The following is a 19,186-nucleotide window of genomic DNA, read 5'->3' as shown; positions in this document are numbered from 1 at the left end:
CAGACTCATGAGCACGGAGGCACGGAGCGACGCTCTCGGCGTCGAGAGCCGCACCATCGACTACATCCCCGAGAACGAGCGGCACGGCAAGGCCCGCAACCTGTTCACGATCTGGTTCGGCGGCAACATCATGATGCTGTCCATCGCGACCGGCCTGCTGGCGACCGCCGTGTACGGCCTCCCGATCTGGGCGGCGATCATCGCGCTCATCGCCGGCAACCTCGTCGGCGGGGTCGTGATGGCCCTGCACGCGGCGCAGGGCCCGCAGATGGGCGTGCCGCAGATGCTGCAGACCCGCGCCCAGTTCGGGTCGTACGGCAGCCTCCTGGTCGTCGTCATCGTCGTCGGCATGTACGTGGCGTTCTTCGCCTCCAATGTGATCCTCGGCGGCCAGGCCCTCGACTCGCTGACGCACATCGGCGACTTCTGGTCGACCGTGCTCGTCGGCCTCATCAGCGTGTTCGGCGCCGTCTTCGGGTACCGCCTGCTTCACGTGTTCGGCACGGTGATGAGCGTCGTCGCGGGCCTCACCATCGCGCTCGTCTTCGTGTACATCTTCGCGGCGGGCACGCTGCCGGCGGCCGCGATCGACTACGGCTCGGTGACCGCCACCGGCATCATGGGCACCATCTCGGTGGCCGCGCTCTGGCAGATCGCCTACGCCCCGTACGTGTCGGACTACACGCGCTACATGCCGAAGGACACCGGTGTGCGCGCCGCGTTCTGGGCGACGTTCGCCGGCTGCGTCCTCGGCTCCGTCATTCCGATGGTGCTCGGCTCGCTGGTCGGCGCTGCCTTCCCCAAGGATGACGTGGCGACCGGCCTGAGCGCGCTCGTCCCCGGGATCGCTGGTCTTGCGATGCTCGTCTTCGGCGTGGGCATCAGCGTCAGCAACGGCATGAACCTCTACTGCGGAAGCCTTGCGATCATCACGATCGGGCAGACGCTGTTCCCGAAGTGGATCCCTCGGGCCGTGACCCGCGGAGCCATCGCGGTCATCCTCTTCCTGATCGCGCTCGTGCTCGGGTTCGCCTTCTCGGCGAACTTCCTGGTCAATCTGTCGAACCTGATGATCCTGCTGCTCTGCGTGCTCATCCCGTGGACCGCCGTCAACCTCGTCGACTACTACGCGGTCAAGCACGGCGAGTACGACATCGCCTCGCTGTTCCGCAAGGACGGCGGCGTCTACGGCCGCATCAACCGCAACGCGGTGATCTGCTACATACTCGGCATCCTCGTGCAGCTGCCCTTCCTGAGCACGGCGTTCTACTCCGGCCCGATCGCCACCGCCCTCGGCGGCGTCGACATCTCGTGGATCGTCGGCCTCGCCGTGATCTGCCCGCTCTACTACGCGCTCATGAAGTGGGCGCCCTCCACGCCGCCGGTGCTCGCGCCGGAGCCGGCCTCCACACCGGTCGCCCCCTCCATCGGAACCGCAGGAGCAGAATGACCGCCAGTCCCACCAGCACGCCCGCCGTCGCCGAATACGACTTCGTCGTGGTCGGCGGCGGCACCGCGGGCGGCATCGTCGCCGCGCGGCTCTCCGAGAACCCTGGCGTCACCGTCGGCCTCCTCGAGTGGGGCCCCAGCGACCGCGATGAGGGCCGCGCCCGATCCATCCGGCGCTGGGAGGAGATGATCGAGAGCGAATACGACCTCGACTACCGCAGCGTGCCGCAGGAGCGAGGCAACTCGGACATCCGACAGTCGCGCATGCGCATCCTCGGCGGCTGCTCGACGGCCAACACGATGATCGCGTGGCGGCCGCCGGCCGCCGACCTCGACGAGTGGGTGGAGGCCGGAGCGGCAGGGTGGGAGGCGGCGAGCTTCCAGCCGTACTTCGACCGGCTGCAGATCCCGATCCACCCCGTCGCGCCGGCGGATCGGAACCCGTTCGTCGCCGACGTGGTCGCGGCCGCACGCAGCGCGCTCGACCTGCCGCTGCAGGAGCGCTGGAACGACGGCCGCACCGACACCGTGGCACGCGGTGCCGGCTTCTTCGAGGTCGGCTACGACCCGCAGAGCAACGTGCGCGGGTCGAGTTCGATCCACTACCTCCACGACGTCATGGACACCAGGGAGTCGCTCGATGTGATCACCGGAGCGCGCGCCGAGCGGGTCGTCGTGGAGGACGGCCGGGCTGTGGCCGTCCTCTTCCGATCGCCGGACGGCGAGTTGCACACGGTGCGGGCGCGCCGCGAGATCGTGCTCGCCTGCGGGGCCATCGACACGCCACGGCTGCTTCTGCTCTCGGGGATCGGCCCGTCCGACGTGCTGGAGGCCGCCGGCGTCGAGCCCGTGCTCGACCTGCCCGGCGTGGGGGAGAACCTCCAGGACCATGCAGAGGGCCTCGTGGTGTGGGAGGCCGTCTCGGCCCCGCCCGCGATCTCGGCCTCCGGCTGGGACGCCGGAGCGATGGTCGGCGTCGACGGCGACCCGACCAAGGCGGACGTGCTCATGCACTTCCCGGTCGTGCCGGTCGTCGACCACCCGCGCGCACGCGGGGTGAGTTTTCCGTCGTCCATCGTGGCGATAGCGCCCAACGTGGCCAAGCCGCACAGCCGCGGCCGGGTCACGATCGCTTCCTCCGACCCGGACGAGCCTCCTGTGATCGACTACCGCTACTTCACCGACGACTCCGGGCACGACGAGCGGATGCTCGTCGCGGGCGTGCGCCTGGCGCGCCGGATCGCGGAGGCCGAGCCGATGCGCCGCCATCTGGTGCGGGAGATCTTCCCCGGCCCGGAGGTCCAGTCGGACGAAGAGCTGTCGGCCGTGCAGCGCGACATCCACCAGACCGTCTATCACGTGAGCGGAACGTGCCGGATCGGCGCTGTCGACGACGATCTCGCGGTGGTCGACCCCTCGCTCCGGGTTCGCGGGATCGAGGGGCTGCGGATCGCGGACGCGTCCGTGTTCCCGACGCTGACGTCGGTCAACCCGGTCATCACCGTGATGATGGTCGCCGAGCGGGCAGCGGACCTGATCGCGGGTTGAGTCGTCCGGGGTTCGTGCTCGACGCGCGGGCGGAACCCGTGTGACGCGGAGATCCCAGCCGAATCGGCTGGGATTTCCGCGTCGGGCGCGCCGGGTGGGGGCGCGCGTCAGTCGCGCACCGGCTCCAGCAGCAGTTCGGGCCCGGGGTCGACGCGGCGGTCGCGCGCCCGCTGCCAGAAGTAGCCGGCCAGCGCGAGAATCGTGATGACGACGAGGGTGCCGAGGGTGAAGCCCTCGAATGTCGGCCGGTCCACGCCCCAGGTGTCGACGAAGTCGTACTCGAGGCCGAACACCGACTCCAGCGTTCCCGGGAACACCGCCACCCACGAACCGAGCAGCACCCAGGCGTAGATGACGATGACGGCGGTCCAGAGGCCGGCGGTGCCGCCGGGGACGCGGAACGGGCGCTCGACGTCGGGGTACGTGCGGCGAAGCCGGATGATCGACGGGAAGATCACCAGGTACGACAGCAGCAACGTCGAGATCGCGACGGTCAGCACGACGGTGAACACGGCGGCCGTGCTGCCTTTCAGCAGCAGGGTCGCGGCGATGCAGAAGACGGTGGCGACGATCCCGGAGAGCAGGTTCATCCGCACCGGGGTGCCGAACCGCTTGGAGAAGACGCCGAAGTAGCGGAAGAAGGCGCCGTCGGCGCCGGCGGCCGCCTGCACACGGTCGGAGGCGATCATCCAGGCGCTGGCCTGCGTCAGCACGACGAAGACGAACAGCAGGGCGGCGATGAACATCACCGGGCCGGTGGCGATCCCGTAGACCGAGAAGACCTCCTTGAACGCGTCGAGGAGGCCGCTGGCGCCCTGGACCTTGTCAGCGGGGAGCACCGCGAGGATGGCGAAGATCGGGATCAGGTAGCACAGGATCGAGATGATCCCGGAGGAGGTGATCGCCTTCGGGACGTCCTTCTGGGGGTTGCGCATCTCCTCGGCGGCGCCGTTGGGCGCCTCGAATCCGACGACGGCGAACAGGATGACCGGCGTCACGGCGAGGAAGCCTGCGAGCGTCGGCGAGAAGGCGCCGGCGGCGTAGCCGTGCACGCCGTTCCTCAGGGCGTAGACGACGACGGTGACGACGAAGACCAGCAGCAGCACGATCTTCACGACGGCGCCGGCGGCGACGATGTGCTTGCCGTAACGGAGGCCGATGATCGCCGTGCCGATGGCCAGCCAGATGAACGCCAGCTTGAAGACGATGTCCCCCGCGCTGCCCTCCGGCAGCGGCGCGATGTACGCGCCCCAGGTCGCCGCGGAGATGAACACCAGCGAGCCGCCCATCCACAACGGGTTGGTGATCCAGTAGAACAGGGTCGCGATGGCTCCGGTGAGCTTGCCGAACGCGAGCCGCACCCACACGAAGGGACCGCCTTCGTCGTGGAAGGTGCTGCCGAGCTCGGAGATGACGAGCGCGTACGGGAACAGGAACGTGATACCGATCACCGCGGTCCAGGTGAACGCCTCGGCGCCGCCTCCCGCCGCGATCTGCGCCACCGTGTCGATGGAGATGACGGCGCCGATCGAGAGGAACACGATGTCGAGGCGGCCCAGCGTCTTGTGGAAGCGCTGGGCCCGGATGCTCGAGGTCGCGAGCTTCGCGTCGTTCTCGGTGGATGAACTCATCGGGACTCCTTCGCTTGCATTCTCGGGGTGGGATGACTTACGGGGCGGGGCTGAAGGCGCGGTTCGAGCTGCAGGATCCGCTCTGCCCGACCGAGACGCGGGAAGTCGCTGCGGTCGCGCACGACGCGACCGCACGCGTCGAACTCCTCGCGGTCCCGTGCGTCCTAGTCGTGTTGGAACCACGTGGTCTTCAGGCCGACGTAGTTGTCGATGGCGTGCCGGGAGAGGTCGCGGCCGAAGCCGGACTGTTTGAACCCGCCGAATGGTGTGGTCGAGCCGAGCGCGTCGACGGTGTTGACCGACACCGTCCCGGCGACCAGCCGCTCGGAGACGCGGTGTGCCCGCGAGAGGCTGGACGTCCAGACCGAGGCGGCGAGGCCGTAGTCGGTGGCGTTGGCGGCGCGCACGGCGTCGTCCTCGTGGTCGAACGCCTGCACGACGACGAGAGGCCCGAAGACCTCGTCGCGGTGCAGCGGATGCGAGAGCGGCAGGCCGGCGACGATCGCCGGGTCGATGAACGCGCTCGAGTCCCCGCGCTGGTGGCGCTCGCCGCCGATCAGCTCGCCGTCGCGCGCCGCCGCCGCGATCGCCTCGGCGACGCCGTCGGCGTGCGACTCGGAGACCAGCGCGCCGTTGCCGCTGGCCTCATCGAGCGGATCACCCGAACGGTAGGCCTGGGCCGCGGTGGTGAGGAGGCCGACGAACTCGTCGTAGACCGGGCGCTCGACGAAGATGCGCGAGTTGGCCGAGCAGACCTCGCCCTGGTTGTAGAACGCGCCGAACGCGGCCTTGTCGGCGGCCAGCGCCAGGTCCTCCACGTCCGCGAAGATCAGGTTGGAGCTCTTGCCGCCGGCCTCCAGGCTGAGCCGCTTGAGGTTGGACTCGCCCGCGTAGGTCAGCAGCTTCTTGGCCACGGAGGTCGAGCCGGTGAAGGTGAGGGCGTCCACGTCGACGTGGAGGCCGAGGGCGCGCCCGATGACCGAGCCTGGCCCGGGGACGACGTTGAGCACGCCGGCGGGAAGGCCGGCCTCCAAGGCCAGCTCGCCCAGCCGGAGGGCGGTGAGGCTGGTGGTCTCGGCGGGCTTGAGCACGACGCTGTTGCCGGCCACCAGGGCGGGCGCCAGCTTCCACGCGGCGATGTCGAGCGGGTAGTTCCAGGGCACGATCGCGGCGACGACGCCGAGCGGGACACGGCTGACGATGGCGGTGGAGCCGGGGGGAGTGGCAGGGACCTCGTCGGTCAGCTTGTCGGCCAGCTCGCCGTACCAGCGGAACGTCGCCGCGGTGCCGGGAACGTCGACCGTGCGCGTCTGCGAGAGCGGCTTACCCATGTCGAGAGACTCGAGCAGCGCGAGCTCTTCGGCGTCGCGCTCGATGAGGTCGGCCAGGCGGCGGAGCACCGCGCCGCGGTCGGCGGCGCCGAGGCCGCTCCACACCCGGCTGTCGTAAGCCGCGCGGGCAGCGGCGACGGCGCTGTCGACGTCGGCGAGGCCGCTCTTGGCGACCTCCCCGATGGCTGCGCCGGTCGCCGGGTTGACCGTGACGAAGGTCTCCCCGGAGGCCGCGCCTACCCGCTCGCCGCTGATGATGGCCCTGCCGTCGATGCGGACGGTTGTGTCGATCGTCATGCGGGAAGAGTACGCACCATGAGTGCATCGCAACGAGCGAATAAAAGCGTTGAACTGCATCGACGGAACTGATGCGAATCCCCCGCCGGGCACCGACCTCGTTCGGTCGAAGCTTAGCGAGCTGAGAAGTCCCGCGCGCACTGGCGGGTGATTCATCAGCTCAGCTGATCCGATTCGTCGATTCTCATTGTTTTACAGATTCCGTCGCTATTGCTGACAATAACTGGACCAGCCGCCGGACAGCACGGACCACCGAGGGTCCAGCTCACGGATCAGCGAAGGAGATCAGCATGTCGAGCCAGGAGATCGAGGTCATCGTCGTCGGCGCCGGCCAGGCCGGTGTGGCGATGAGCGATCATCTGACCGACCGTGGCATCCCGCACCTCGTGCTCGAGAAGGGCCGCATCGCCGAGCGCTGGCGCTCTGGACGCTGGGACTCCCTCGTCGCCAACGGCCCCGCCTGGCACGACCGCTTCCCGAAGCTCGAGTTCGAGACCGTCGGCGCCGACGACTTCGCGCCCAAGGAGGACGTCGCCGACTACTTCGTCGCCTACACGAAACTCATCGACGCGCCGATCCGCACGGGAGTGGAGGTCACCCGCGTCGTGCGGAACACCGACCGCCCCGGCTTCACCGTCGAGACCTCGGACGGCGACTACCAGGCCCGCTACGTCGTCGCGGCGACCGGTCCGTTCCAGGTCCCCGTCATCCCGGCGATCGTGCCGGAGGGCCCCGGCCTCACGCAACTGCACTCCAGCGACTACCGCAACCCGTCACAGCTGCCTGAGGGCGGGGTGCTCGTCGTCGGCGCCGGGTCCTCCGGTGTCCAGATCGCCGACGAACTGCGCCGCTCCGGACGGGCGGTCTGGCTCTCCGTCGGCCCGCACGACCGGCCTCCCCGTCGGTACCGCGGCCGCGACTTCGTCTGGTGGCTCGGTGTGCTCGGCAAATGGGACCTCGCCGCGCCTCCGCAGGGGGCCGAGCACGTCACCATCGCGGTGAGCGGCGCCGACGGCGGCCGCACGGTCGACTTCCGCGAGCTTGCTGCGACCGGCATCACACTGGTCGGCCGCACCAACGCGTTCGCAGACGGCCGGATGCGGTTCGCCCCCGACCTCGCCCGCAATGTCGCCGCCGGCGACGCCAACCTGTTCGCGCTGCTCGACGAGGCCGACGCCTACGTCGCCCGCAACGGCCTCGACCTCCCCGAGGAGCCGGAGGCCCGCACTCTGCTCGCCGACCCGGCGTGCATCACCGATCCGATCCTCGAGCTCGACCTCAACGCCGCGGGCATCACCACGATCGTGTGGGCCACCGGCTTCCGCACCGACTACAGCTGGCTGCACGTCGACGCGTTCGACGGGAACGGCAAGCCGGCGCACCAGCGCGGCGTCTCGACCGAACCCGGCGTCTACTTCCTCGGCCTGCCCTGGCAGTCGCGCCGCGGCTCCAGCTTCATCTGGGGGGTCTGGCATGACGCGCGCCACATCGCCGACCAGATCCAGATCCAGCGGGGTTACCTCGCCTACGACCAGCAGGCCGCGCTGGCGGCGGAAGGAGCAGTTCTCTGATGCCGACCCACACCCGGATCCGCCCGTTCAACACCAAGGACACCTATCCCGAGCAGAACCTCGACAACGATCTCTGCCAGGCCGTCGTCGCGAACGGCGTCGTCTATCTCCGAGGCCAGATCGGCCAGGACCTGGAGACCCGCGAGTCCGTCGGCATCGGCGACGTCGAGGCCCAGGCCGAGAAGGCGATGGCGAATATCGCGATGCTGCTGGAGGAAGCGGGATCGAGCCTCGACGACATCGTCAAGGTCGTCATCTACATCATCGACCCGCGCTACCGGGAGACCGTCTACCGGGTCGTCGGGCGCTGGCTGAAAGGCGTCTTCCCGGTGTCCACCGGCATCGTCGTCTCGGCGCTTGCCCGGCCGGAGTGGCTCGTGGAGATCGACGCGACGGCCGTCATCAGCGAGGGAGGCGCGAAGTGACCTTCTCCATCCTCGCCGTCGACGGCACCGGAGCCATCGGCTCCGCGATCTGCTCCTCCTCGCCCGCCGTCGCCGCACGCTGCGTCACCCTCGCCGACGGCGTCGGCGGCGCGCACTCGCAGAACATCACCGACCCCCGGCTCGGCCCTCAGCTCGTCGATGGGCTGCGCGACGGCCGGCCGGTGGAGGAGGTGCTGGCTTGGGTCGTCGACTCCGCGCCCGACATCGACTACCGGCAGCTGCTCGTGATCGATCGCGACGGCCGCTCCGCCATCCACTCGGGTTCGCACGTGCTCGGCAACCACGGCCAGGCGCAGTCCGCGCACGCCGTCGCCGCGGGCAACATGCTCGCGCGGCCCGACGTGCCGCAGCTCATGGTGGACGCGTTCGAGGCGGCGACGGGCGACCTGGAGGTGCGGCTGCTGTCCGCGCTGAAGGCCGCGATCGCCGCGGGGGGCGAGGAGGGTCCGGTGCACTCGGCCGGCGTGGCGGTCGTGCGCGACGCCGGCTGGCGGGTCACGGACCTGCGCGTCGACTGGGCGGACGACCCGGTGGAGCTGCTCGACGAGATCCTCGTCGAGATCTGGCTGCCGCAGCGCGACGCCTACGTCCAGCGCGGGCTGATGCCGGCGGGGGCGCCGAGCTACGGAGTACCGGGGGATGAGTGACGTGGTCGCCGCGACCGGTCACGCGGCGCTGAAGGAGCGCGTGCGGGAGCTCGTCGACGCCGACCTCCCCCGGCTCGTCGCGCTGTCGGAGGCGCTCCACGCCGAGCCGGAGACGGCCTGGAACGAGCATCGCTCGGCAGCCAGGCTCTGCGAGTCGCTGGCGTCGCGCGGTCTGACGGTGACGCCTGCCTACCTCGGTTTCGAGACGGCGTTCCTCGCGACCGCCGGCTCCGGCCCGGTGCGCATCGGCGTCTGCGCCGAGTACGACGCGCTGCCGGGGCTCGGGCACGCCTGCGGGCACAACCTCATCGCCGCGATCGCGGTCGGGGTCGCCTCCGCACTGGCGCCGCTGGCCGACGAGCTCGGCATCACCGTCGAGGTCTACGGCACCCCGGCCGAGGAGGGCGGCGGCGGCAAGATCGAGCTGCTCGACCGTGGCGCGTTCGCCGGACTCGACCTGGCGGTCATGGCGCATCCCGGGCCCGTGGACGTCGCAGAGGCGCGGCCGTTCGCCGTCGCCCACTCGCATATCCAGTACGAGGGCACGGCCGCACATGCCGGCGCGTATCCAGAGAAGGGTGTCAACGCGAACGACGCGTTCGTCGTCGCGCAGGTGGCGATCGGGCTGCTGCGACAGCAGCTCCCGCACTCGGTGCGCGTGCACGGCATCCAGACGGTCGGCGGCCAGGCGCCCAACGCCATCCCGGACCGCACGGAGGGCCGCTGGTACGTGCGCGCTGAGACGCTGGAGGAGCTCGGACGCGTCGAGGAGAAGGTGAACCGCTGCTTCGAGGCCGGCGCGCTGGCCACCGGAACCGCAGTGACGATCACCGCAGAGAGCAAGCCCTACTCGGAGTTCCGCAACGACGAGCGGGCGCTCGGCTTCTACCGTGCGAACGCCACCGCTCTCGGGCGCGTCTTCGACAGCTCGGGCGCGAGCGCGATGAATCGCGCGTCCACCGACATGGGCAACGTCTCGCACGTGGTCCCGGCGATCCACCCGTACGTGGGCATCAACAGCCTCCCTGCCACCAACCACCAACCGGAGTTCGCAGCCGCCTGCGTCGGACCGGACGCCGAGAAGGCGCTGCGGGATGCCGCCGTCGCGCTCGCGCAGACCGTCGTCGACGTCGTGCGGCACACCGCATGAACGCAGTCCGCACCGAGCACGACTCGCTGGGCCCTGTCGCCGTTCCGGCCGACGCCTACCGGGGTGCGAACACGCAGCGCGCGGTCGAGAACTTCCCGATCTCGGGTCGCGGCGTCGGCGCGTCACGGACCCGCGGCTGCTGACGGGGGCCGCGGGCTGAGCCGCCCTCAGCGCAGCCACTCCCGCAGGGTGTCGGCCGCGGCGGAGGCGGCCTCGCCGAGCCAGGGCGCGACAGCGACCGCGAACGAGCGGCGGGGCTGGCGCGGGTCGTCGTCGACGGACTCGGCGGCCCAGATCACCTGTTCGCCGGCGTAGACGGAGTCGAGCAGGCGCACCAGCGGTTCGATCGGGGTCGTGGCGACCAGGTCGCCGTCGGCCGCGGCGTCCCTCAGCGCGACACGCGTGCGGTCGGTGAACTCGCGCGGCCGGCCGAACGCCGAGCGCGGGTCGGCGTCGGGCAGCACCTGCCCCCAGAATGCGACGACGACGCGCGCCTCCTGGCGGGTGACGTCCGTGATCGGGAGGATCTCCTCGGCGATCGCGAGCAGAGCGGCGAGCCCGCGCAGATCGCCCGAGCGCTCGTCGATGCGCGCGAGCGTGCGCTCGACGCCGCGCCGGGCCGCCGCCTCCGCGATCTGCTCGACCGAGTCGAAGTAGTGCCAGAGTGTGCCGGGAACGACGCCGAGCTCTGCCGCGACCGACCTGCCGTGCGTGCCGGAAACGCCCGAGCGTGCGAGTACACGGAGGTATGCCTCGACGATGTCGCGGCGGCGCTTGTCGTGGTCGACGATCTTGGGCACGCCGTCCATCTTGCCCGACGCCGGCGCTGCTGCGGCGAACGGAGGGCACCTGCTGCTGCGCGGACGACTCGCTCTTCCACCGGGAGGATTTTGACGCTAGAGTCAATAATAATCGGGAACACCGACGAAGGAGTATGGAATGTCCCTGACCGTCCCCGCCACGACGACCGCCCACCCGCTCGCCGCGCTCACCGCGGCCGAGATCGACCGCGCGCGCGAGACGCTCACCGCAGCCGGCCTGGTCACCGAGCACACCCGCTTCACCTACGTGCTGCTGCACGAACCGCACAAGCGCGATGTGCTCGACCCCGAGCGCGCTGCCATGCTGCACCGGCAGGTGGAGACGCTGCTGCTCGACTTCTCGACCGGAGCCGTCACGCAGGTCGTCGTCGACGTGACCGACGGTGTCGTCGTCGGCACCCGCGAGCTCGATCCCGTGACCGAGGGCACTGCGCCCGTGCTCGACGAGGAGTTCGCGCTCGTCGACGAGATCGTCAAGGCCGACCCCGCCTGGAGGGAAGCGCTCGGCCGCCGCGGCATCCACGACATCGAGAACGTGCGCACCTGCCCGCTGACGGCGGGCCACTTCGAGTACGACGACGAGGAGGGCCGCCGGATGTTCCGGGTGCTCGCCTTCTACCAGGCGCACCAGGCCGACCTCGCGTGGGCGCACCCGATCGACGGCGTCGTCGCGCATGTCGACACCCTCTCGCGCTCGGTGATCCGGCTCGTCGAGACGCCGATCGACACCGTGCCGATGGAGTCCGGCGACTACCTCGACCCTGAGCTCACCGGGCCGCTGCGAAGCTCCCTCAAGCCCATCGAGATCCGGCAGCCGGAGGGGGTCAGCTTCGCGTACGACGACGGCGTGCTGCGCTGGGAGAACTGGGACCTCCGCGTCGGCTTCAACGGCCGTGAGGGCCTGACCCTGCACGACGTCGCCTTCACCCACCAGCAGGAGCGCCGGCCGATCCTGTACCGGGCCTCCATCTCGGAGATGGTCGTCAACTACGCGGACCCGACGCCCATCCACGGCTGGCAGAACTACTACGACGCGGGCGAATACCAGTTCGGCCGCCTCGCGAACTCGCTCGAACTCGGCTGCGACTGCCTGGGTGAGATCTTCTACCTCGACGCCGTCGTCGCCGATGACTTCGGCCACCCGCGTACGATCGCGAACGCGGTCTGCATCCACGAGGAGGACTATGGAATCCTCTGGAAGCACACCGACGAGTTCAGCCACACCTCGGAGGCCAGACGCCAGCGCCGCCTGGTCGTCTCGTTCTTCACGACCGTCGGCAACTACGACTACGGGTTCTACTTCTACTTCTACCTCGACGGCACCTTCGAGGTGGAGGCCAAGGCGACCGGCATCGTCTTCACCGGCGCGCACGACGGCGGCGACGACCCGTACTCCACCCCGCTCGCGCCGGGTCTCGGCGCTCCCGTGCACCAGCACATGTTCTGCGCGCGCCTCGACATGACCGTCGACGGCGTTGCGAACACGGTCGATGAGATCGACGTGGCCCGCGTGCCGGTGTCGGAGGGCAACCCGTGGGGGAGCGCGATCGGCCGCACGATCACGCGGCTCGAGACCGAGGGCGGTGCCGTGCGCGACGCCGACGGCAGCGTCGGCCGCGTGTGGAGCATCAGCAGCACCGAACGCACCAACCGGGTCGGGCGCGCGACCGCGTACGTGCTGCACCCGGAGTCCGGGCCGGCGCTGTTCAGCGCGGAGGAGGCGCACCAACGTCGTCGCGCCGGCTTCGCCGCGCACCACCTCTGGGTCACGCAGTACGAGCCCTCGGAGCTGTGGGCCGCCGGCTATGCGGTCAACCTCCACCCGGGCGGCGCCGGGCTGCCGGCGTACGTCGCGCAGGACCGGCCGATCGACGGCGAGGACATCGTCGTCTGGCACACCTTCGGCCTGACGCACTTCCCGCGCCTGGAAGACTGGCCGATCATGCCCGTCGATTACGCGGGCTTCTCGCTGAAGCCGTACGGCTTCTTCGACCGCAACCCCACCCTGGACCTCCCGCGGGCGGCATCGGCCTCGTGCCACACGGCGTCCGCTCCGGAGACGTCGGGGTGCGGCCCCGAGTGCACCTGCGGGCACGGATGATGTTCGATGTCGGCGCGCTCGGAGCCTCCGCGGTCTCCGCGTGCTGCCTGCTCGGCACGCCGCGCCCCCTGCGCGTGTGGATCTCGTCGTCCCTGATGGTGCTCGCCATGCTCGGGTGCGTGCTGGCTTCCGCCGCGCCCGGTCTGGGACTGGTCTCGATCGTGCTCTCGCTGGCATCGGCCGGCTTCGCGCTGCAGAGGCGGGAGGGGCGGCTTACGCCGATGAGCCTCCATCGCGCCCTCGGCGGGGTGGTGATGGCGGCGCTGGTGGCGATGTCGCTCGGGATGGCGGGCGAGCACGTCTCCGCTGCGCCCGCGCACGCGCACGGGGTGCCCATCGCGGTGGTCGCGTTTGCGTTGGTCGCGGGGTTTCTGGCGTACAGCGCGTGGCTGCTGGTCGCGATGGCGCGGGCTGGTGCGAGCGCGCGGGCTGCCGCCGCCCGCCCGCGCGGCGCCAGGGCCCGCGGCCTGCTGGAGCTCGGCGAGGTCGCCGGCATGACCGTCGGCGTCCTCCTCATGTGCGCGATGTGACCATCCGGCCCCGGTCACTCACTCGTCGGGACGGTCCTCCGGCTGCCGGCTCTCGGCGATGGCCACGCGCAACTCGCGCGCGACGTCCTCCAGGGTTCTGCCCGAGCCCACCGCCATGCCGGCGATGTAGGCGGTGAGTGGCGCGGCCGGGCGCGTGACACCGTGCGCGGCGTCCTTCGCGAGGGCGAGCAGGGCCGGCACATCGCCCGGCTCGAGCGTCACCCCGAGGCGTCGTGCGGCGGCTCCCGCCCAGGTGTCGAGTCCTTCCGGTGTCATCGGTGCTCCTTCGCGCGTTCGAGGTCTTCCTGCAGGTCGATGTCGGCGATGGTACCGGCCGGCGCCCTGACGAGAGCGAGACCGAGTTCGCCGAGGATCGCGCGCGCGGGCCTCCCCGAGGCTCCGCCCTCGGCCTGCAGGCGCGCGATCCGTTCGCGCAGGGCGGCGGTCGGCACGCGGGCCAACAACCACTGAGCGCGGCCGTCGTCGTCGGCGAGGAGGCCGGATTCGACGGCCAGCAGCGCCGCCACCGCAGCCTCCGGGTCCGCCAGGTCGGCGGCGACGATCAGTGTCTCCTCCACCTCCGCGGGGAGGGCGGCGACGCCGGCGGCGACCGCCGCGGCCGGGCCGCCCCAGCGCGGGTGCTCGGATACCGCGACGACGCCGGTCGCCGTCCTCGGCCATGTCGCCGAGACCAGCACGATCGGCTCGCACCCGGCCACGGCCTGCATCGTCCCGTCGAGCAGCGTGCGGCCGCCGAGCCGCGCCTGCAGCTTGTCGCCGCCGAAGCGCGAGGAGCGGCCTCCCGCGATGACCAGGGCCGCCGGCGGACGGGCGGACGGCACGGGAGGCGCTGTGTCCATGCCTCTCAGCTTTCCACCTTCCGCTCCGCGGCGGCGCAGATCCGCGGGCAGAGCTGCTCCGGTCGGATCCGGACGCCCTCCCCGTCCGTCCGCCAGGGGAGGGCCAGGCTCTGCGCTCCCACGCCGTCGGCAACTCCCTCCGGCGGGATGACGAGCACACCGCTCGCCTCGGCCAGCCCCCGGAGCATCGCGGCGCCCCGCCATGCCGAGACGGTCGCCCTGCCCTCCACCCACACGTATGGCGCGAGCGTGGTCGCTCCGCGCCGTCCCGGTACCGCGGCCGCGGTGACCGTCCGCAGGCCGGCGGGCGGGTTCGCGGCGAGGCCGGCCAGGAGGGGCTCGATGACGGTGAGCGCGCCGAGCATCGCCGCGAGCGGGTTCCCGGGAAGCGCGGCGACGATGCGGCCGCCGGGCAGCACAGCTACGGTGGTCGGGCCGCCCGGGCGCATCGCGATCCCGTCCACCACGACGCGCGCCCCGAGCAGGTGCAGGGCGGCGCGCACGTGGTCGGCCGTCGACGTTCCGGTGCCTCCGGTCGAGACGATCAGTGGGGCGTCCGCGTTGCGGATCGTCCGCACCGTGTCGTCGAGGTCGTCGGCGACACGGTGCGCCGCGATCACCCGGCCACCCAGCATCCCGAGGAACGCCGGGAACTGCACGCCGAAGCTGTCCCGGACGCGTCCCGGCCCGGGGACGCCGGCGGTGACGACCTCCTCGCCAGTGAGCACCAGCGCGATCTCCGGCACCGCGCGGACGGCGAGCTCGTCACGGCCGATGGCGGCGGCAATGGCGATGTGCGCCGGGTTGAGCATGACGCCCGCCTCGATCAGCCGCTCGCCCCGCGTCGCCTCGGTGCCGGGCGGCCGGATGTGCTGGCCCGGCCACGGCTCGCCCGGAACGGTCGATCGCAGCAGGCCGCCGCCGACCTCCCCGCTCTCGCTGCGGAGCACGGCGGTCGCGCCGTGCGGGACGAACGCACCGGTGACGATGGGACGCGCCGCGCCCGCCGCCGGGAGGTCGTCCGCGAACCGGCCGCTCTCCGGCTCGGCGCCGAGACGCCAGGGGCCGTCGCCCGTGACGAGCCAGCCGTCCATGGCCGCGGAAGCGTAGTGCGGCAGGTCGATGTCGGCGATCAGGTCGCCGGCCAGCCGCCGACCGACCGCGTCCGCGAGCGGTACGACCTCCGGCGGGAGCGGCGATGCGGCCCCGACGCGCGCGGCGAGCTCCCGCGCGTCAGGCCAGCCGAGCCGTGCCGGCGCCCTGTGCGGTCCGTTCTCGGCGGTGGTGTCCATCGCTGAAGAGTATGCCCCGTGCCGGGCAGGTCAGTTCCCCTGCGGAGGAGATGTGCTTCCTCAGCAGATTCGAGTACGACCGGTTCCAGCCCTGTGATAAGCCTGCATTATGAGTCGGACGACGGTGCGCAGGCGGATCACGCGGATCGAGCTCGGCGGCCAGGAGTCCCACCGCGAGGACAGCCTCGCCGTCGAGGAGCCTCTCGAGATCCGGGTGGGCGGCTCGCCGCTGTCGATCACGATGCGCACCCCGGGGCACGACTTCGATCTGGCCGCCGGCTTCCTCGTCTCCGAGGGGGTGATCGCGCACGGTGAGCAATTGCGTTCGATCCGCTACTGCGCCGGTGGTCAGGTCGACGGCGAGAACACGTACAACGTGCTGGATGTCGTCCTCACCCCGGGTGTGCCGCGGCCCGACGTGAGTCTGGAGCGCAACTTCTACATGACGAGCTCGTGCGGCCTCTGCGGCAGAGCCAGCATCGATGCGGTGCGCACCCGATCCCATCATCCGGTCGGCGCAGACCACGTCACCGTGTCGGCCGAGCTCCTCAGCACGCTGCCCGACCGGCTCCGGGAGGGCCAGGCCGTGTTCGAGAAGACGGGCGGCCTGCACGCCGCCGCGCTGTTCGACGCCGCGAGCGGCGAGCTGCTGGTGCTGCGGGAGGACGTCGGCCGGCACAACGCCGTCGACAAGGTCGTCGGCTGGGCACTGAAGGAGGCACGGCTGCCACTGACCGGCACCGTGCTGATGGTCTCCGGCCGGGCCAGCTTCGAACTCGTGCAGAAGGCGTCGATGGCCGGGATACCGGTACTGGCAGCGGTCTCGGCGCCGTCGTCCCTCGCCGTCGACCTCGCCCACGACATCGGGCTGACGGTCGTCGGCTTCCTGCGCGGCCGCTCGATGGTCGTGTACTCGAGGCCGGAGCGGGTGCTCTCCGCGCGAACAGACGGGGTTCGGAAACGGGAGGCACTGGTCTGATGCGCGATGACGTGAACCCGGGGCACGACTACCCCGACCTCGAGGTCGGACGCAACAAAGACTGGGCGGTGGGCGTGCCCGCCATCCTGCACTCGATGGAGCCGGCCATCCGCGACCTGGGACCGGCGCGTACCGCGAAGCTGATGACCGCGATCAACCAGAAGAACGGCTTCGACTGCATGAGCTGCGCGTGGCCCGACCCTGGCGATCGGAACATCCTGGAGTTCTGCGAGAACGGCGCCAAGGCGGTCACCTGGGAGGCGACGCCCGTCACGGTCCCGGCCGGCTTCTGGGCGGAGAACTCCCTGACCAGCCTGCTCGACAAATCGGAGTACTGGCTCGGGATGCAGGGCAGGCTCACCGAGCCCGTGCACAAGCCGCGTGGCGCCGATCACTACGAGCCGATCTCCTGGGAGGACGCGTTCGCTCTCATCGCCGACAGGCTGAACGCGCTCGAGAGCCCGGATCGTGCCGCCTTCTACACCAGCGGGCGCACGGCGAACGAGACCGCGTTCGCCTACCAGCTGTTCGTCCGCGCGTTCGGCACGAACAACCTCCCCGACTGCTCCAACATGTGCCACGAATCCACGGGCACCGCGCTGAGCGAGACGATCGGCGTCGGCAAGTCGACCATCGCCTACGACGACTTCGGCAAGGCCGACCTGATCATCGTGATGGGACAGAACCCCGGCACGAACCACCCCCGCATGCTCACCGCGCTGGAGGAGGCGAAGCGCAACGGCGCCACGATCGTCGCCGTCAATCCACTGCCGGAGGCCGGGCTCATCCGGTACAAGAACCCGCAGCGGGTACGGGGCATCGTCGGGCGAGGGACCCCGATCGCCGACCACTTCCTGCAGATCCGCTCCGGCGGGGACATGGCGCTGCTGCAGGCGGTGTCGCAGCGGGTGCTGAGGGCGGAGGATGCCGCACCCGGCACCGTTCTCGATCACGCGTTCCTCGCGGAGCACACGCTCGGCCTGGAGGAGTTCCGCCGGCACATCGCCGCCCTCGACGCCGCTACGGTGCTGGAGGCGACGGGCCTGGCGCTCGAGGAGATCGACCTCCTGGCCGACCTCTACATCCGCTCGGAGCGCGTCATCATCACCTGGGCGATGGGGCTCACCCAGCAGAAGAACGCGGTCGCCACACTGAAGGAGCTGATCACGCTCCTGCTGCTGAGGGGCAACATCGGCAAGCCGGGCGCCGGCGCGTCCCCCATCCGCGGTCACAGCAACGTGCAGGGCGACCGGACGATGGGGATCTGGGAGCGGATGCCGGACCGGTTCCTGGACGCGCTGCAGCGGGAGTTCGGCTTCGATCCGCCGCGCGCGCACGGTTTCGATGCCCTCCAGACGTTGGAGGGCCTGCAACGGGGCGCCATCGACGTGTTCTTCGCGATGGGCGGGAACTTCGTCGCCGCGATCTCCGACACCGCGGCAGCCGAAGCGGCGATGCGGGGCGCGTCCCTGACGGTGCAGGTGTCGACGAAGCTCAACCGGTCGCACGTCGTCACCGGAGAGGAGGCGCTCATCCTGCCGACGCTGGGCCGCACCGAGGTCGACGTACAGGCGGGAGGACCGCAGTTCCTCTCGGTGGAGGACAGCGTCTGCGCGGTGCACGCGACGCACGGCAAGGTGCCGCCGGTCGCCCCGGGGCTGCTCTCGGAGGTGGCCATCGTCTCCCGGCTGGCGAGGGCGACGCTCGGAGACCGATACGGGATCGACTGGGCCGGCTTCGAAGCGGAATACGACGTCATCCGCGACCACATCAGCCGCGTGGTCCCCGGGTTCGAGTCGTTCAACGCGGACGTCCGCCGCAAAGGCGGTTTCGTGCTGCCGAACGGGCCGCGCGACGGGCGCCGGTTCGACACCGCCACCGGCAAGGCGATGATCACGGTCAACGAGTTGGAGCCTCTCGAGCGCCCCGCCGGGCGTCTCATCCTGCAGACGCTCCGCTCGCACGACCAGTTCAACACAACGATCTACAGCCTCAACGACCGCTATCGCGGCATCAAAAACGGTCGCGATGTCGTCTTCGTGAACCCGGAGGACATCGCCGAGCTCGGCCTCGAGGATGGTCAGCGGGTCGACATCGTCAGCGAATGGGAGGACGAGCCGGACCGCATGCTCCGGAACTACCGCGTGGTCTCCTACCCGACGGCGCGAGGATGCGCGGCCGCGTACTACCCCGAGGCGAACGTGCTCGTCCCGCTGCGGAGCGCGGCGACCGGGAGCAACACGCCGGTCTCCAAGGCTGTCATTGTGCGCCTTCTGCCCGCAGAACAATAGCTCTCGTCGCAGGAGTCGTGGTGGGAAGTCTCGCGGCCACGCGGTTCAGGGCGCGCTGGGCTCGGACAGCCGTGATCGCGATCGCCTTCGCGGGGGCGGGCGTTGCGCTCGTCAGCGGGATCGTTCAGCTCGCTGAGAGCCGGGCGGCTCTGCACTGCTGGAGCGCGGCGCCTGGTCCCGTGCGTCCTTCCACAGCGAGAACAGCTCAGCCGACACCTCCGGCGCGGCCACCAGGACGCCGC

Annotated in this window: 17 protein-coding genes; 11 read left to right on the top strand and 6 right to left on the bottom strand. The window is 70.7% G+C overall.

Features of this window, described 5'->3' with window-relative positions; translation table 11 throughout:
• The first annotated feature begins 7 nt into the window (after positions 1–7).
• Together ACTHMF_RS17190 and ACTHMF_RS17185 are read left to right on the top strand one after the other, a co-directional pair.
• Entirely contained in the window at positions 8–1,450 is a 1,443-nt protein-coding gene (locus tag ACTHMF_RS17190; RefSeq protein WP_440319289.1) for a purine-cytosine permease family protein, read from the top strand.
• Positions 1,447–2,997 carry a GMC family oxidoreductase gene (locus ACTHMF_RS17185; RefSeq protein WP_440319287.1) on the top strand — a complete coding sequence of 517 codons (1,551 nt, stop codon included), beginning with the start codon at positions 1,447–1,449 and terminating at the stop codon, positions 2,995–2,997. Before ACTHMF_RS17190 ends, ACTHMF_RS17185 begins: the two co-directional genes overlap by 4 nt.
• A gap of 107 nt (positions 2,998–3,104) precedes the next feature.
• Here ACTHMF_RS17185 and ACTHMF_RS17180 read toward each other — a convergent pair whose 3' ends face one another.
• Together ACTHMF_RS17180 and ACTHMF_RS17175 are read right to left on the bottom strand one after the other, a co-directional pair.
• Positions 3,105–4,628: an APC family permease gene (locus tag ACTHMF_RS17180; RefSeq protein ID WP_440319285.1), complete on the bottom strand. Its 1,524-nt coding sequence runs from the start codon at positions 4,626–4,628 to the stop codon at positions 3,105–3,107.
• Positions 4,629–4,792: 164 nt separating this feature from the next.
• On the bottom strand, positions 4,793–6,256 hold the full coding sequence (locus ACTHMF_RS17175; protein WP_440319283.1) for an aldehyde dehydrogenase family protein: 1,464 nt from the start codon (positions 6,254–6,256) through the stop codon (positions 4,793–4,795).
• A gap of 290 nt (positions 6,257–6,546) precedes the next feature.
• Here ACTHMF_RS17175 and ACTHMF_RS17170 point away from each other — a divergent pair, with 290 nt between their 5' ends.
• The 5 genes from ACTHMF_RS17170 to ACTHMF_RS17150 are packed head-to-tail and all read left to right on the top strand — an operon-like array spanning position 6,547 to position 10,213.
• Positions 6,547–7,827 carry a flavin-containing monooxygenase gene (locus ACTHMF_RS17170; protein WP_440319281.1) on the top strand — a complete coding sequence of 427 codons (1,281 nt, stop codon included), beginning with the start codon at positions 6,547–6,549 and terminating at the stop codon, positions 7,825–7,827.
• Positions 7,827–8,252 carry a RidA family protein gene (locus tag ACTHMF_RS17165; RefSeq protein WP_440319279.1) on the top strand — a complete coding sequence of 142 codons (426 nt, stop codon included), beginning with the start codon at positions 7,827–7,829 and terminating at the stop codon, positions 8,250–8,252. Before ACTHMF_RS17170 ends, ACTHMF_RS17165 begins: the two co-directional genes overlap by 1 nt.
• Positions 8,249–8,920 carry a DUF1028 domain-containing protein gene (locus ACTHMF_RS17160; RefSeq protein ID WP_440319277.1) on the top strand — a complete coding sequence of 224 codons (672 nt, stop codon included), beginning with the start codon at positions 8,249–8,251 and terminating at the stop codon, positions 8,918–8,920. Before ACTHMF_RS17165 ends, ACTHMF_RS17160 begins: the two co-directional genes overlap by 4 nt.
• Positions 8,913–10,070, top strand: coding sequence for a M20 family metallopeptidase (locus ACTHMF_RS17155; protein ID WP_440319275.1), 1,158 nt, complete (start codon positions 8,913–8,915; stop codon positions 10,068–10,070). Before ACTHMF_RS17160 ends, ACTHMF_RS17155 begins: the two co-directional genes overlap by 8 nt.
• A complete protein-coding gene (locus ACTHMF_RS17150) occupies positions 10,067–10,213 on the top strand; it encodes a hypothetical protein (protein WP_440319315.1) in 147 nt (48 codons plus the stop codon). Before ACTHMF_RS17155 ends, ACTHMF_RS17150 begins: the two co-directional genes overlap by 4 nt.
• Before the next feature lie 24 nt (positions 10,214–10,237).
• Here the strand turns inward: ACTHMF_RS17150 and ACTHMF_RS17145 are convergent, their stop codons facing one another.
• On the bottom strand, positions 10,238–10,870 hold the full coding sequence (locus ACTHMF_RS17145) for a TetR/AcrR family transcriptional regulator (RefSeq protein WP_440319273.1): 633 nt from the start codon (positions 10,868–10,870) through the stop codon (positions 10,238–10,240).
• 139 nt (positions 10,871–11,009) lie between these two features.
• Here ACTHMF_RS17145 and ACTHMF_RS17140 point away from each other — a divergent pair, with 139 nt between their 5' ends.
• Both ACTHMF_RS17140 and ACTHMF_RS17135 read left to right on the top strand, forming a co-directional pair.
• Positions 11,010–12,992 (top strand): primary-amine oxidase, encoded by a 1,983-nt coding sequence (locus tag ACTHMF_RS17140; RefSeq protein ID WP_440319271.1) that lies wholly within the window; start codon positions 11,010–11,012, stop codon positions 12,990–12,992.
• A complete protein-coding gene (locus ACTHMF_RS17135; protein WP_440319269.1) occupies positions 12,989–13,522 on the top strand; it encodes a hypothetical protein in 534 nt (177 codons plus the stop codon). The genes ACTHMF_RS17140 and ACTHMF_RS17135 overlap by 4 nt, the downstream gene beginning before the upstream one ends.
• Positions 13,523–13,540: 18 nt before the next feature.
• Here ACTHMF_RS17135 and ACTHMF_RS17130 read toward each other — a convergent pair whose 3' ends face one another.
• Genes ACTHMF_RS17130 through ACTHMF_RS17120 form a run of 3 tightly spaced genes read right to left on the bottom strand, consistent with a single transcriptional unit; the run spans position 13,541 to position 15,674 of the window.
• Positions 13,541–13,798, bottom strand: coding sequence for a DUF6457 domain-containing protein (locus ACTHMF_RS17130; protein ID WP_440319267.1), 258 nt, complete (start codon positions 13,796–13,798; stop codon positions 13,541–13,543).
• A complete protein-coding gene (gene mobA / locus ACTHMF_RS17125) occupies positions 13,795–14,382 on the bottom strand; it encodes a molybdenum cofactor guanylyltransferase (RefSeq protein ID WP_440319265.1) in 588 nt (195 codons plus the stop codon). The genes ACTHMF_RS17130 and mobA overlap by 4 nt, the downstream gene beginning before the upstream one ends.
• A gap of 5 nt (positions 14,383–14,387) precedes the next feature.
• Positions 14,388–15,674: a molybdopterin molybdotransferase MoeA gene (locus ACTHMF_RS17120; RefSeq protein WP_440319263.1), complete on the bottom strand. Its 1,287-nt coding sequence runs from the start codon at positions 15,672–15,674 to the stop codon at positions 14,388–14,390.
• Positions 15,675–15,783: 109 nt separating this feature from the next.
• Between ACTHMF_RS17120 and fdhD the strand changes: the two genes are divergently transcribed.
• Positions 15,784–16,653, top strand: a complete 870-nt coding sequence (gene fdhD / locus ACTHMF_RS17115) for a formate dehydrogenase accessory sulfurtransferase FdhD (protein WP_314146078.1) — start codon at positions 15,784–15,786, stop codon at positions 16,651–16,653.
• A complete protein-coding gene (locus tag ACTHMF_RS17110; RefSeq protein WP_440319261.1) occupies positions 16,653–18,944 on the top strand; it encodes an FdhF/YdeP family oxidoreductase in 2,292 nt (763 codons plus the stop codon). The genes fdhD and ACTHMF_RS17110 overlap by 1 nt, the downstream gene beginning before the upstream one ends.
• The last annotated feature ends 242 nt before the right edge of the window (positions 18,945–19,186 follow it).

The organism is Leifsonia sp., from assembly GCF_051955155.1.
GTDB lineage: Bacteria > Actinomycetota > Actinomycetes > Actinomycetales > Microbacteriaceae > Leifsonia.
Note: the sequence above shows the minus strand (reverse complement) of the source record. Positions and strands in the feature narration are given on the sequence as shown.